This is a genomic window from Corynebacterium sp. NML 150383, from assembly GCF_002285085.1.
GTDB classification, from domain to species: domain Bacteria; phylum Actinomycetota; class Actinomycetes; order Mycobacteriales; family Mycobacteriaceae; genus Corynebacterium; species Corynebacterium gottingense.
Genome location: NZ_NSGK01000009.1, coordinates 82586 through 95452 on the forward strand (window position 1 = coordinate 82586; position 12867 = coordinate 95452).

General features: G+C 67.8%; 10 protein-coding genes. 5 read left to right on the top strand and 5 right to left on the bottom strand.

The annotated features are described in order from the left end of the window. Positions 1-22 precede the first annotated feature (22 nt). The 4 genes from CKJ85_RS09510 (at position 23) to CKJ85_RS09525 (ending at position 5830) form a co-directional block, all read left to right on the top strand. Positions 23-1612 carry a serine/threonine-protein kinase gene (locus tag CKJ85_RS09510; RefSeq protein ID WP_095554171.1) on the top strand — a complete coding sequence of 530 codons (1590 nt, stop codon included), beginning with the start codon at positions 23-25 and terminating at the stop codon, positions 1610-1612. Then, positions 1612-3783 (top strand): Stk1 family PASTA domain-containing Ser/Thr kinase, encoded by a 2172-nt coding sequence (pknB, locus tag CKJ85_RS09515; RefSeq protein ID WP_095554180.1) that lies wholly within the window; start codon positions 1612-1614, stop codon positions 3781-3783. Before CKJ85_RS09510 ends, pknB begins: the two co-directional genes overlap by 1 nt. A gap of 11 nt (positions 3784-3794) precedes the next feature. Beyond that, entirely contained in the window at positions 3795-4067 is a 273-nt protein-coding gene (gene crgA / locus CKJ85_RS09520) for a cell division protein CrgA (RefSeq protein WP_095275316.1), read from the top strand. A 317-nt stretch (positions 4068-4384) separates the two neighbouring features. Beyond that, positions 4385-5830, top strand: coding sequence for a hypothetical protein (locus CKJ85_RS09525; protein WP_095554172.1), 1446 nt, complete (start codon positions 4385-4387; stop codon positions 5828-5830). A gap of 352 nt (positions 5831-6182) precedes the next feature. Here CKJ85_RS09525 and CKJ85_RS09530 read toward each other — a convergent pair whose 3' ends face one another. The 4 genes from CKJ85_RS09530 to CKJ85_RS09545 form a co-directional block, all read right to left on the bottom strand. After that, complete coding sequence (locus CKJ85_RS09530) at positions 6183-6836, bottom strand: rhomboid family intramembrane serine protease (protein ID WP_095535823.1); 654 nt, start codon at positions 6834-6836, stop codon at positions 6183-6185. 63 nt (positions 6837-6899) lie between these two features. Next, positions 6900-7424, bottom strand: a complete 525-nt coding sequence (locus CKJ85_RS09535) for a peptidylprolyl isomerase (RefSeq protein WP_095537976.1) — start codon at positions 7422-7424, stop codon at positions 6900-6902. Between the two features lie 104 nt (positions 7425-7528). Continuing rightward, positions 7529-9799 (bottom strand): 5-methyltetrahydropteroyltriglutamate--homocysteine S-methyltransferase, encoded by a 2271-nt coding sequence (gene metE / locus CKJ85_RS09540; RefSeq protein ID WP_095554173.1) that lies wholly within the window; start codon positions 9797-9799, stop codon positions 7529-7531. Between the two features lie 44 nt (positions 9800-9843). Continuing rightward, positions 9844-10809, bottom strand: a complete 966-nt coding sequence (locus tag CKJ85_RS09545; protein ID WP_095554174.1) for a methylenetetrahydrofolate reductase — start codon at positions 10807-10809, stop codon at positions 9844-9846. A gap of 245 nt (positions 10810-11054) precedes the next feature. On the opposite strand from CKJ85_RS09545, the gene CKJ85_RS09550 reads away from it, so the two are divergent. Next, a complete protein-coding gene (locus CKJ85_RS09550; protein WP_095554175.1) occupies positions 11055-11807 on the top strand; it encodes a hypothetical protein in 753 nt (250 codons plus the stop codon). Here the strand turns inward: CKJ85_RS09550 and CKJ85_RS09555 are convergent. Next, on the bottom strand, positions 11804-12448 hold the full coding sequence (locus CKJ85_RS09555) for a DUF1707 domain-containing protein (protein ID WP_095545551.1): 645 nt from the start codon (positions 12446-12448) through the stop codon (positions 11804-11806). The two genes, CKJ85_RS09550 and CKJ85_RS09555, sit on opposite strands and share 4 nt — an antisense overlap. Between the last annotated feature and the right edge of the window lie 419 nt (positions 12449-12867).

Genomic DNA, 12867 nt, shown 5'->3' on the forward strand with positions numbered 1-12867 from the left:
ACCCAGCAGAAGGATACGAACGATGAACACTGAGAACCGCGAAGCACTGCAGTCGCTCATCGGCGACGATTACCAACTGCAGTGGGTAATCGGCCACGGCGGCATGTCCACGGTGTGGCTTGCCGACGACCCCGCGCACGACCGCGAGGTGGCGCTCAAGGTCCTGCGGCCGGAGTTCAGCTCCAACGACGAGTTCCTCGCCCGCTTCCGCAACGAGGCGCTCGCGGCGGAAGGCATCAACTCGCCCAACGTCGTGGCCACCTACGACTACCGCGAGCTGGAGTCGCCGAGCGGCGCGCAGATGTGCTTCATCGTCATGGAGTACATCCGCGGCGAGTCGCTCGCGGACCTCATCGCGCGCGAGGGCGCGCTGGACGAGAACCTGGCGCTCGACGTGCTCGAGCAGGCGGCGCACGGCCTCGCCGTGATCCACCGCATGGGCCTGGTCCACCGCGACATGAAGCCGGGCAACCTCATGATCACGCAGAACGGGCAGGTGAAGATCACCGACTTCGGCATCGCGAAAGCCGCGGCGGCGGTCCCGCTCACCCGCACCGGCATGGTCGTGGGCACCGCGCAGTACGTGTCGCCGGAGCAGGCGCAGGGCATGAAGGTCACCGCCGCCTCCGACGTGTACTCGCTGGGCGTGGTGGGCTACGAGATGCTCTCGGGCAACCGCCCGTTCACCGGCGATTCCTCCGTGTCCGTCGCGCTCGCGCACGTGTCCGCGGAGCCGCCCGCGCTGCCGATTGCCGTCTCCGCCCCGGCGCGCGAGCTCATCGAGATCGCGCTGCGCAAGGACCCGCGCCAGCGTTTCCGCGACGGCAACGAGATGCAGCTGGCCGTCGAGCAGGTCCGCCAGGGCCTGCGCCCCGCACAGCCGGGCGGCCAGACCGCGGTGATCGCCACGGAGCCCTCCCCCACCGCCTCGACCCAAATGCTCGCCGACGTGGCGGAGGAGCGCACCACCCGTCCCGCGGGTGCGTACCCGCCTTCCGCCGCTCGAGCAGTCGCTTCTCGACGCCCCCCTGCCCCCGCCTCCTCCCGCGCCGGCACCTACCGGGAGGCGCCCGCCCCGGCGCGGGAGCCGGAGAAGTCCTCCAAGGCCGGCCCGATCGTGGCCGGCATCCTCGGCCTGATACTCGTCGGCGGCGCGGCGGCGTGGGCGATGACCAGCGGCGTCCTCGACGGCATCGGCGGTGGCGCGTCGTCGAGCTCTTCCACGGCCCCGACCGTGGTCACGCAGACGGAGACGGTGGAATCCACGCCGTCGCCCAGCGAGGACGAGGACACGGAGACTGACACGACGACGCGCGAGCGCGAGACTGTGACGCGCCACGAGCGGAGCCCCGAGACGCTGACCATTAGCGACGAGCCCACGCAGCCGAAGCACTCTCGGGAGGCCCCGACCTCGGCGGCGCGCCCGTCGGTGCCGCAGGGCTCGAAGACGGCCGACGCGCCGACGAGCGCGCAGGAGGTGCCAAGTGCGGCGACGCCGGCGCCATCGGCACCCGCCGCCCCGTCCGCAGGCACCGACACCGGAACGGACAGCGGCGCAGGTGAGATAGAATTGCCTGACCTTGATTCCATCCTCGGAGGTAATGCGCAATGATGATCGCGGATCGCTACGAGCTCGGTGACGTAATTGGCACCGGCGGCATGAGCGATGTCTACGCGGCGACCGACACAGTGCTGGGCCGCGGCGTAGCGGTCAAGATGCTGAAGATGGACATGGCGCGGGACGAGAGCTTCCGCGAGCGCTTCCGTCTGGAGGCGCAGAACTCCGCACGCCTGAACCACCCGAACATCGTGGCGGTGTACGACACGGGCGCGGAAAACGTCGACGGCGTGGCCGTCCCCTTCATCGTGATGGAGCGGGTCAACGGCCGGAACCTGCGCGACATCGTGCGCGAGGACGGGCCGCTGCCGCCGAATCGGGCGGCGTCGCTGCTGATCCCGGTGGCGCGCGCCCTGCAGGCCAGCCACGACGCGGGCATTATCCACCGCGACATCAAGCCGGCCAACATCATGGTCACCAACACCGGCGAGGTGAAGGTGATGGACTTTGGCATCGCGCGCGCGGTGGACGATTCCTCCTCCGTCCACACGCAGACTTCCGCGGTGATCGGCACCGCCCAGTACCTCTCCCCCGAGCAGGCGCGCGGGAAACCGGTGGACGCCCGCTCCGACATCTACGCGCTCGGCTGCGTGATGTACGAGGCCGTGACCGGCACCCCGCCGTTTGAGAACGAGTCCCCGTTTGGCGTGGCGTACATGCACGTTCAGGAGGACCCGGAGCCGCCGAGCGAGCGCCTCGCCGCGCTGGGCCGCACCAACGGCGCGCACGGCACCGTGGCCAATGCGGCCGACGCCGCGAACGCGCTGACTGACGACGAAGCCGTGAACCTCGACTCCGTCATCCTCACCGCGATGGCGAAGCACCCGGCCGACCGCTACCAGTCCGCCACCCAGATGTGCGAGGACCTCACGCTGCTGGAGCGCGGCAGTGTCACGCACGCCGCGCGCACCCACCTGGCGGCGGCCGAGCACGACCTGGGCCAGCAGCAGCCTGGCGCGCACGCCGCCGACGCGACCGTCGTCGGCGCGACGGCCGTGCCCGGCCCTCACGCTCCCCAGTCGCCGCAGGGCCCTCAGGGCCCGCAAGGTGCAGTGCCGCGCCCGCAGGGCACGACCCGCTACGAGGACCACCGCCGCTCGCTCGAGAAGCGCCGCATCTCCTGGATGAAGTGGATCGCCGCCCTGCTGGGCCTCATCCTGCTCGGCGCCGCGTCCTGGCTGGCGTACGAGTACTTCTCCACGTCTGACACCTCGTCCGACGCCCCGGTGGAGGAGTCGATGGTGCAGGTCCCGGACGTGACCGGCAAGCACCGCGACGAGGCCGTCTCCGAGCTCGAGGGCCTGGGCTTCCAGGTCGCTGTGAGCGACGAGCCGAGCCCGGACTTCGCGCGCGGCGACGTGATTGGCACCAACCCCACCGCCGGCTCCGAGCTGCAGCGCGGCACCCTGATCACGGTGAGCGTGTCCACGGGCAAGGAGGTCACGGACGTGCCGGACCTCACTGGTATGGCGCCGCAGGAGGCGCAGGCGTTGCTGGAGGAGAGCGGCCTGGAGCTGAACGAGGAGATCCGCCACGAGGCGTCCGAGGACGTCCCGGAGGGCGCGATCATCTCCCAGCACCCGGCCGCGGGCACGCAGCTGTCCAAGGGCAGCAAGGTCACCATCACCGTGTCCTCGGGCCCGAAGCAGGTGGAGATCCCGTCGCTGGTGGGCTTGGACGTGAACCAGGCGACGGCGACGCTGTCGTCGTTAGACTTGCGCGCAACGGTAACCAAGATCGACTCGGAGCGCCCCGACGGCGAGGTCCTCGCCGTAGCCGGGGAGAACACCGAGGTCAACGCGGGCACGACCGTGGAGCTGCGCGTGTCCAACGGGATGCTGATGACCATGCCGGAGATCACGCGCCTGGACGTCAACGCTGCTGATGAGAAGCTGCGCGAGGCCGGCTGGAACGGCCGCCTCGTCGCCGGCCCGCCGGTGCCCACGGGCGCGATGGTGGACGCCGGCATGATCGGCCACCAAGGCGTGGGCGCGGGTGAGACGATCCGCAAGGACCAGGCCATCGGCTACAACCTGTGGGAGTTCGACGCGGCCCAGCTCAACCCGCTGAACAATAATGCCGCCTCGCAGTCGCCTGGTAAGGTATCGCCCCAGAACGCCAACGGGAACCAGCTGGGCGACGCAATCCGCGGGCTCGGCCTGTAAGGAGCAAGAATATGCCGAAAGCAAAAGTCACCAAGGACGCGAAGCCGGTCACTACCGCTTCCTCCGGCGCCACCCGCACCCCGGTCAAGATCAACACCGGCGGTACCCCGATGTGGTACAAGGTCATCATGTTTGGCCTGATGATCCTGGGCCTGGCCTGGCTGATCGTCTTCTACCTTGCCGCGGACCAGATCCCGTTCCTCGCGGAGCTGGGCCCGTGGAATTACGCCATCGGCTTCGCCGGGATGATCGTCGGTTTGCTCATGACAATGGGCTGGCGCTAATCGACGCCACGCTGCAGGCGGATACCCCTCGCGGGTATCCGCTTCTTTTTTGCTCGCCTTCAGCACGAACCTGAGAATTTGAGTAATTGATAGGTAAGCAAACGCGGTGATCATTAATATTCGCGGATTTTCCCGAAAATCCCTTGACCTGCACAGTTAGTATTCCTATGGATGTTTCTACAAGTCCTCGCCACCCCCGGTTGGGGGTATATTCGTACTATATTAAGCGCAATCTCAGTTTAGTCGCTATAAATATTTACCAGGACGTCAACCGCGTCGAAATCGCACTTACTTCGAATCTCAGAAAGGAAAACCACATGCGCGCCTTCCGTACCGCCTTCGCCGCAGTGGCTACCGTCGCCATCGCTGGTGGCGCACTGACCGCCCCCGCTCACGCAATGACCAACGAGGAGTCCCGCCCGGAGACCCCGGCAACCAACGACTCCCTCCCGATCATCCACACCTACCGTGGCTCCGACCACATCAAGGCCAACGTGCTCAACGCTCGCCCGGTCTGCAACTCCACCGAGGACTACCGCACGGTGGTCTACAAGGTCACCGACAACTTCCTGCCGGTCGGCACCATCTCCACCACTAACCTGTCTGACAGCCCGGTCAACCTGACCCAGGACCTGTCCCGCACCCAGCAGATCTCCGCATCCGTCAACGGTTCCAAGACGGAGACCCTGAACATCGGCGGCACCGGCTCCAAGGACGGCCTGCAGGGCACCATCGGCTACACCCTGGCCAAGTCCCTCGGTTGGGACGTCTCCGGCTCCCTGTCCTGGTCCGTCGGCCAGAAGATCGGCCCGTACGAGGTTCCGGCCGGCAACACCGGCGAGGCTACCTACGGCTTCCGCACCGTCACCATGACCGGTACCCAGCAGCGCTGCCGCCCGAACGGCACCTGGGCGACCCCGACCGCGTGGATCGCAAACATGCCGGTCAAGAACGAGGTCCGCGTCAAGAACTACGACACCCCGGCTGCTTCCTGGGCTCCGAACAAGGGCGCACAGGTCACCAAGCCTGTCGACGATGCAAACCCGAACTTCGAGGACGAGGTCAACAAGCTCCGCGAGGGCGAGGACCTCGAGGACGTGACCAAGGTCAACGACGACGAGGCCGCTGACGTCACCAACAAGGACATCACCGACGAGGGCACCGAGGTCGTCGAGGACGACGAGGCTACCGAGGTTGCTGACAAGGAGAACACCGAGGTCGAGGAGACCATCGAGGAGACCGAGACCGAGGGCGAGACCGCCGAGGACGCTGCTGACCGCGAGCAGCAGGACCTGGACCTCGAGCCGTACTTCACCTCTTCTTCCTGGAAGTCCTCCGGCTTCGCTGGCACCACCGCGCTGCGCATCAAGAACGTTGGCAAGGACCGCTACTACGGCGAGTTCCCGGCTGTCACCTTCCGCGTTGACGTCAAGACCGCTGAGGGCCCGGAGGGCGTCGACCGCCTGATCACCGCCAACAGCCACAAGGGCGCTCACGTCCGCGACCTGGGCTTCGACCGCAAGAAGGGCGTCCGCACCTTCGAGGTCACCCTGGCTAACCCGATCAAGTCCGGCGAGGAGGTTGCAGTTGCTTCCTTCAACTTCGGCGACGGCAACACCTCCGAGGGCCGCATCCACAACTACATCACCGCGACCCAGACCGGCCGTCTCGATGGCGACGAGTCCGACGACAACGACCAGGACGTCGACTCCCGCGAGGCAACCGTCACCGACTTCGGCCGCAAGCTGGACGGCACCTTCTAAGCTGACCGCTTAAGCGGTTCCGCTTCGAAATTTCTTCTCCCGCCCGGGCTCTCCACCACGGAGGCCCGGGCTTCTTGCTGCGCCCACAACGGCGAAGTTATCCACAGGCTGTGGATCCCTCTGTGCATACCCCACATTCCACAGCCTGTGGATAAACCTGTGCACTACTTCCACAACCCGAACAAAGTGGCTGTTCGAACGCTCTTTGCCCTCGCTAATCGACGCCACCCCGCCCCCAGTTCGAGGAATTACACGCCCGTAACTATCCACAATGTGAATAGATCTGTGGAAAACTCCCCATGGGGATAACCGGTGGACAACACGCCGCACTTCTCCACAATCCCCAAGTCAGCTACCCCGCGTACCCCGCGCTCACTGTGCACACTGTGCACACCGCCAGCGCGACCCACGCCGCCACCCACCGCGTACGCACGCTTGGCGACGTCAGTGGCCACGCCATCAGCGCCCCCGCAACCAGCCCGCCGGCGTGCCCCCACACGCTTACGTCCGAGGCGACGAGCGTGTACACCACGTTGCCCGCGAGGAGGATGAGGGCGGGGCGGGGGTCGACGTGGCGTCGATAGGCGATGGCGACGAACACCGCCATGAGGGCGTAGAGCGCGCCCGACGCCCCCGCGGTCGGGGTGAGGAACGCGAACTGGAGCACCGCGGCGGAGGACCCCAGGATCCCCGCCGCGTACGCCACCGCGTAGGGGCCGCTGCCCACGGCGCGCTCGACCTCGGTGCCGATCACGGCGAGCATGAGCATGTTGAGCACGAGGTGCGTGGCGCTTAAGTGCACGAACCCGGCTGTGAGCGCGCGCACGAGCCCCGCGCCCCGCGTCTCCGGCCCCCACAGCACGAGCTCGGCGCCCACCGAATCCCACACCACGCTGTCCAGCGAGCGCGACTGCACCGCCATCACCGCGTACACGAGGGTGCACAGCGCGGTGATGGCCACGCTCACGGGCGCGCCGCGGAAGAACTGCTGGGCAATCTTCTGCATGTCAGGCCTCCAAATACAAAAGTGCCCCCGCTGCACTGAGCGGGGGCAAGGGTCGAAGCGGTCTTACTCGGAGACCTCGACGGACTTGATGACGACGTCCTCGACCGGGCGGTCCATGCGGCCGGTCTGCACGTTCGCCAGCTCGTCGACGACCTTGCGCGAAGCCTCGTCGGTGACCTCGCCGAAGATGGTGTGGCGGTTGTTCAGCCACGGGGTCTCGGCGACGGTGATGAAGAACTGGGAGCCGTTGGTGCCCGGGCCCGCATTCGCCATGGCGAGCAGGTACGGGCGGTCGAAGGTGAGCTCCGGGTGGAACTCGTCGGCGAAGTTGAAGCCCGGGCCGCCGGTGCCGGTGCCGGTCGGGTCGCCACCCTGGATCATGAAGCCGGGGATGATGCGGTGGAAGATCGCACCGTCGTAGAACGGGCCCTCGTTGGAGCCGGAGGCGTTGGCCGCCGAGTACTCCTGGGTGCCCTTGGCCAGGCCGGTGATGATCTCCACGGTCTTCGGCGCGTGGTTGCCAAACAGGTCAATCACGATGTCGCCGTGGTTGGTGTGCAGGGTCATCGTCTGCGTCTTATCAGTCATGGGTCCAAGGATACGCATTTTCGCGCGCGGGTGGCGGAGGGTGGCACACGAAAGCGACCCGGGGTGCGTTCCCACACCACCGGGTCGCGTGTTCGGCGCGGCGCCTACTTCAGGCCAGCGACGACCTCATCGCGCGCGGCGACCAGGTTGCGCAGTGACGGCTCGACCTCGGCGTAGCCGCGGGTCTTCAGGCCGCAGTCCGGGTTGACCCAGAGGCGGTCGGTGGGCACGTGCTGCAGCGCGGCGCGCAGCAGGCCCGCGATCTCCTCCTGCGACGGGACGCGCGGGGAGTGGATGTCCCACACGCCCGGGCCGATTTCGGAGTGGAAGGACTCGTCGAGGTCTTCCAGCAGTTCCATCTTGGAGCGCGCGGCCTCGATGGAGGTGACGTCGGCGTCGAGGGCAGCGACGGCGTCGATGATCTGCCCGAATTCGGAGTAGCAGAGGTGGGTGTGGATCTGGGTTGCAGGCTGCGCCTCCAGGGCGACCAGGCGGAACGCGCGGACGGCCCAGTCGAGGTAGGCGGCGCGCTCGTCGGCGCGCAGCGGGAGGAGCTCGCGCAGCGCGGGCTCGTCGATCTGGATGACCTTGATGCCGGCGTTCTCGAGGTCGCGGACTTCGTCGGCAAGCGCGAGCGCGATCTGGTCGGCGGAGACGGCGAGCGGGACGTCGTCGCGCTTGAAGCTCCAGGCCAGGATGGTCACCGGGCCGGTGAGCATGCCCTTGACCGGCTTGTCGGACAGCGACTGCGCGTACTTCGCCCACTCGACCGTCATCGCGGCGGCGCGGGAGACGTCGCCGACGACGATCGGCGGACGGGTGCAGCGGGAGCCGTAGGACTGGACCCAGCCGTTCTCGGTGACAACGAAGCCGTCGAGCAGCTCGGCGAAGTACTGCACCATGTCGTTGCGCTCGGCCTCGCCGTGGACGAGCACGTCGACGCCGATCTCTTCCTGCAGCTCGATGACGTTTTTGATCTCGGTGCGCAGCGCCTCCTGGTAGGCGGCGTCGTCGAGCTCGCCCGCCTTGTGGTCGGCGCGCGCCTTGCGGATCTCCGGGGTCTGCGGGAACGAGCCGATCGTGGTCGTGGGCAGCGTCTGCAGGCCGAGCGCCTCGCGCTGCGCGGCCTGGCGCGCGGAGAACTCCGGCTGGCGCTGCACGGCTCCCTCGGGGAGCGCCTGCACACGCTTCTCGACGCCCGCGTTGTGGATCTTCTCGCTCTCAGCCCTCGTCCGGACCGCACGATCCGACTGGGCGAACGCCTCCTCGGCGGCCTCGGGGCCGGCGACGAGCGCCTGGATCTCGGCGACCTTCTCGTCGGCAAACGACAGCCAGGTCGCGACGTCCACGGGCAGGTTCTTCTCCGCCTTCAGGGTGTGCGGCACGTGCTGCAGCGAGGTGGACGTGGAGACCGAGACGGCGTCGCGGCCGGCGGCCACGGCCTCGAGGACCTCGGTGCGCTCGCGCAGGTTCGCGGCCCACACGTTGCGGCCGTCGACCAGGCCCGCCACCAGGTGGGTCTCCGCCGGGATCGCCTTGGCCACGCGCTGCGGGTAGTCGGCGTCCTGGTCAAGGGTCCACGGCGCCAGGTCCACGTGCAGCGCCTCCGGGGCGAGCTCCGCCAGGACCGGCAGCGCCTCGCGGGTCGCGCCGTACGGGGTGGTCAGGTACACGGCCGGGCGGTTGTCCGCGCCGAGGAGTGTCGTGTACGCCTCGCGCAGGTGCTGCGCCAGCTCCGCGTCCGGGGTGGACAGGTCGGCGACCAGGGCGGGCTCCGCCAGCTGGACCCACTCGGCACCGGCGTCCTTGAGGGCTGCGAGGACGGTGGCGTAGGCGTCGATAAGCGAGGGCAACAGCGACCACTCGGCCGGCTTGGACAGGGCGATCAGGGTGACGGGGCCGACCAGGAACGGACGGACCGTGTGGCCGGCCTCTTTGGCCTCCTCGAAGATGCGCACGATGCGCTCCGCGGCGGGCGCGATGTCCTGGCCAGCGGCGATCTCCGGGACGAGGTAGTGGTAGTTGGTGTCGAACCACTTGGTCATCTCGAGCGGGACGCGGGTGTCGTTGCCGCGGGCGAGGGCGAACTCCTCGTCCAGGTCGGTGCCGCCCGGGATCAGGCCGACGGTCAGCGCCGTCTCCAGGACCTGGTCGTAGTAGGCCACGTCGGCGGCGATGGCGTAATCCTCGGTGAGCCCGAGGTCGCGCAGGTGGTTGTAGTTGTCAATGCGCAGCGCGTGCGTGGTGGAGCGGAACGTGTCCGCGTCGATGCGGCCCGCCCAGTAGCTCTCCAGCGCGCGCTTCAGCTCGCGGTTCGCGCCGATGCGCGGGTAGCCCTCGATTGTGGCCTTGGGGAACGGTGACGAGGATGACACAGTAGGTCCTTTCAATGGAAACGGGTGGGTCGGGTAATTCGGGTTTATTGGGGTGAGTGGTCTGCCCGCTGCGGGATCCCGATGCGGGACAACAGGTCCTGGGTCACAGCGAGGTTGTTGTGCGTGTACACGTGCAGGCCGCCGGTGCCGGCGTCCAGGATGGTGTTGGCGAGCCGCGCGGACATCTGCATGCCCAGCTCGTACTCCTCCTCCGGCGTCGTGGCCTGCGCGAGCGTACGGGCCACGCGCTCCGGCACCTCGATGCCGGAGAGCTCGCCCATCCGCTGCACACGCTTCAGGCTGGTCATGGGCATAATGCCGGGGATGAGCGGGATGCGGACCCCGGCGAGTCGGGCCACCTCAACAAAGTCGAGGTAGTCCTGCGCGTTGAAAAACAGCTGCGTGATGGCGAAATCCGCGCCCAGCCGCTGCTTGGACAGCAGCACGTCCAGGTCTTCGTCGAAGTTCTTGGACTCCGCGTGCCCCGACGGGTAGCACGCCACCGACAGCGCCAGCTTGCCGGCGGCCAGGCGGAACGCCTCCTCGTCCTCCACGTCCTGGATCAGGTTGAGCAGGTCCGTGGCGTGTTGGAGGTGGTCCGCTGGCATGCCGGTCTCGGGCAGGTCGCCCCGGAGGGCGAGGAAGCCGCGGACGCCGGCGTCGATGAGCGTGCGAATCCACGTGACCAGCTCCTCGCGCGTGCCCGCGGTGCAGGCGAGGTGCGCGATCGGGCGCAGGTTGGTCGTTTCGGCGACGCGCGCGATGAGCGCGGCCGTGCCGGTGAGCCAGTCGCTGCGCCGTGAGCTGGTCACGGAGACGTAGTCGGGGCGGTAGGCCGCGAGGCCGGCGATGAGCTCGTCGAGTTTGCCCTCGTCCGCGCCGTGGCGGGGCGGGATCAGCTCGAAGCTCAACGCGGTGCGCGTGCGCCGCCGCTGCTGCGTGGTGTCCTCGCCGACGCGGTCGATCGGCGCGGAGGCAGACAGCCGCGTCGGTGCAAAAGTGCCGCGCATTGGTTTCCGCCTTTCTCTGTGTTGGGGCCGTTTTTCAACGGTGTCCAAGAATCTAGGGGCCGGTTTTTCGGGGCACAACGAGGGGGCGCATCCGGGCAGGCCACGCGCGTTAAATTCGTGAATATTAATCGCAGAAATGAACAGCTTGGTATGTTTTTGCGTAACGCTTGGTCCGGGCACGCGCGGCGGCGGTTTGGGTAGCCTTGGGGCGAACCGACCTCGACCCCCTACACAGAGGAGCGACAATGAACACGCAAATTTTCCAGGTCCTGCTCACCGGCATCTCCGACACCGTGAAGTACCTGCGCGGGCAGGACGAGAAGAAGAAGCGCGAGCTGTACGATTCGCTTGTTGACACGCTGAAGAACAACAACATCGACTCCCTGCACGACCTTGCGGACAAGGAGCAGCTCGAGGAGCTTTACGACGCCGCCCGTACCCAAGCCGGCGACGTCACCCGCGCCGCCCACAAACGCCTGGACCGCCGCCGCGCCGCCTTCAACGCCGCGCTGCCGGCCCGCGAGGAGCAGCGCAAGGCTTGGAAGGCCGAGGCGAAGCAGCACAAGAAGAAGGCCAAGGGCAACGGCGGCAAGATCGCGGCCGGCATCTTCGGCCTCGCGGCGCTCGCCGGCGCCGGCTGGGCGTGCTGGCAGTTCTGGCTCAAGGACAAGCTTAACGACGCCCCCGAGCCCGCCCCCCAGCCGCGCACCAGCACCGGCGAAGCGAAGCTGGTCTACTCCACCACCACGGAGGACGACCTGCACGCCGAGGAGAGCACCGGCGTGTACTCCCCTGACACCGCCACCGGCGCGCACGCGAAGGACTCCGCCGGCTCGACTGGCTCGACCGTGCTGACCACCAGCCTCGACGGCACCCGCGACCACACCGAGGGCACCGGTGAGGGCCTGTCCACCCTGGACACGCTCGAGGACGACCAGCGCAAGGCCACCCGCGGCACCTCCACCCGCAAGAGCCGCCACTCGCTGCGCGAGGACTAAAGGCGCGGGTCGCCGCGCCTGACCACGTGGACGTCGACGCCGCCAAACAGGCTGAAGCAGCGCACCACGATCTCGGGCGCGGAATCCGGCAGGTCCGCCGGGTCGATCACGCCGGGCGCCAGTTGCATGTCGTGGCCGCCGAAGAGCCCGACCCCGTTGACGCGCACGCGGAAGCCCTCGGGCACGTACACGTCGACACCGCCGAAGACGCCGACCGCATTGATGGTGGTCACCGGCTGCGCCAACTGCGCACCGCGCAGGTCAATGTCTACGCCGCCGAAGACGCCCACCGCCGTGTGCGTGGCCGCGATGGCGTCGCCGCGGACTTTCGACCCGCCGAACACGCCGAGCGAGACGCTCCGACCGCGCTCGACCGCCTGCACCTGTGCGAGCGCAGCCTCAACAGGCGGGGCGAGCTCGGCGCCCGGGATCTGCGCCGGCTCGCGGTGGCCGAAGAGGCGGTTCTGGGGGTCATCGACAAGGTCGGCGATGAGGGCCACGAGGTTGTCGCGAGTCGTGGCCGCCTCGCACTTCGAGGAACGCTCCTCGAACTCGTTCACGTCAATCTGCCCCTGGCCAAGCGCAGCGGACAGGACCTCGGCCGTGCGGTTGCGGTCGTCGTGGTTACACCGAATGCTCATACCTTGATTCTAACGCCCGGCGCCGTCTTCTGCGGCCGTTTTCACAGGCAGGCATGCGTGTTGGCGCCAGGGGCACTGGCGCTAACTCGAAAGCGACGACACGCTACCCTTCATCCGGCGGGTCCGGGGTACGAAACGGCGCCCGCGCGGCGTGATCCGCCCCAGTCGGTGTGACCCGACCCGACGGCGAGACCCACACAATCCGCCCATCCCGACGCTGCGTCCGCCCACGCGACGGCCTACCCGCCTGATAATTGTGATACCGACACAACCACCCCAAATTCCCCACCTCAGTCTCACCCCCATGCTGATGCTCCACCATATGATGCGCATCGCACTGTGACGCCGGCACATCACAATCCTTCCACGTACACGTAAGCGAATCCGCCAACATCATCTCCCGATGCTTCCGATGCGCA

Excerpts from the sequence above, each read along its gene's own strand:
- CKJ85_RS09510 (WP_095554171.1), top strand. The coding sequence starts at position 23 with ATGAACACTGAGAACCGCGAAGCACTGCAGTCGCTCATCGGCGACGAT.
- CKJ85_RS09525 (WP_095554172.1), top strand. The coding sequence starts at position 4,385 with ATGCGCGCCTTCCGTACCGCCTTCGCCGCAGTGGCTACCGTCGCCATC.
- CKJ85_RS09545 (WP_095554174.1), bottom strand. The coding sequence starts at position 10,809 with ATGCGCGGCACTTTTGCACCGACGCGGCTGTCTGCCTCCGCGCCGATC.
- CKJ85_RS09535 (WP_095537976.1), bottom strand. The coding sequence starts at position 7,424 with ATGACTGATAAGACGCAGACGATGACCCTGCACACCAACCACGGCGAC.
- CKJ85_RS09550 (WP_095554175.1), top strand. The coding sequence starts at position 11,055 with ATGAACACGCAAATTTTCCAGGTCCTGCTCACCGGCATCTCCGACACC.
- CKJ85_RS09530 (WP_095535823.1), bottom strand. The coding sequence starts at position 6,836 with ATGCAGAAGATTGCCCAGCAGTTCTTCCGCGGCGCGCCCGTGAGCGTG.
- CKJ85_RS09555 (WP_095545551.1), bottom strand. The coding sequence starts at position 12,448 with ATGAGCATTCGGTGTAACCACGACGACCGCAACCGCACGGCCGAGGTC.
- crgA (WP_095275316.1), top strand. The coding sequence starts at position 3,795 with ATGCCGAAAGCAAAAGTCACCAAGGACGCGAAGCCGGTCACTACCGCT.
- pknB (WP_095554180.1), top strand. The coding sequence starts at position 1,612 with ATGATCGCGGATCGCTACGAGCTCGGTGACGTAATTGGCACCGGCGGC.